This window comes from Streptomyces sp. SID5910 (assembly GCF_009862125.1).
Classification (GTDB): Bacteria; Actinomycetota; Actinomycetes; order Streptomycetales; family Streptomycetaceae; genus Streptomyces.
This window is the reverse complement of the sequence record NZ_WWHX01000023.1, coordinates 1-504: the sequence shown is the minus strand read 5'-3', so window position 1 is coordinate 504 and position 504 is coordinate 1. Positions and strand designations below refer to the sequence as shown.

Below are 504 nucleotides of genomic sequence, written 5' to 3'. Positions count from 1 at the left end.
GGCGATGGACCCGCAGCAGCGCCTGCTGCTGGAGACGTCCTGGGAGGCCTTCGAACGTGTCGGCGTGCCCGCCCCGTCCCTGCGCGGCAGCCGCACCGGCGTCTTCATGGGCGTCAACTACCAGGAGTACGGCCCCCGCGTCCACGAGGCGCCCGAGGGCACCGAAGGCCACCTGATGACGGGCAACGCGGCCAGCGTCGTGTCCGGCCGTGTGTCCTACACGTTCGGGTTCGAGGGTCCTGCGGTGACGGTGGACACGGCGTGCTCGTCGTCGCTGGTCGCGCTGCACCTGGCGGCCCAGTCACTGCGTCAGGGGGAGTGCTCCCTGGCACTGGCCGGCGGCGTCGCCGTCATGCCCACCCCCAGTGCGTTCATCGCCTTCAGTCGCCAGCGCGGCCTCGCCGCCGACGGCCGCTGCAAGGCGTTCGGCGCGGACGCGGACGGCATGGGGCTCGCCGAGGGCATCGGCGTGGTGCTGCTGGAGCGGCTCTCCGACGCCCGGCG

Annotated in this window: 1 protein-coding gene; it reads left to right on the top strand. The window is 73.4% G+C overall.

The annotated features are described in order from the left end of the window. Positions 1 to 504, top strand: a 504-nt coding sequence (locus GTW67_RS00720) for a beta-ketoacyl synthase N-terminal-like domain-containing protein (RefSeq protein WP_161162834.1), incomplete at both ends; no start/stop codon positions are given.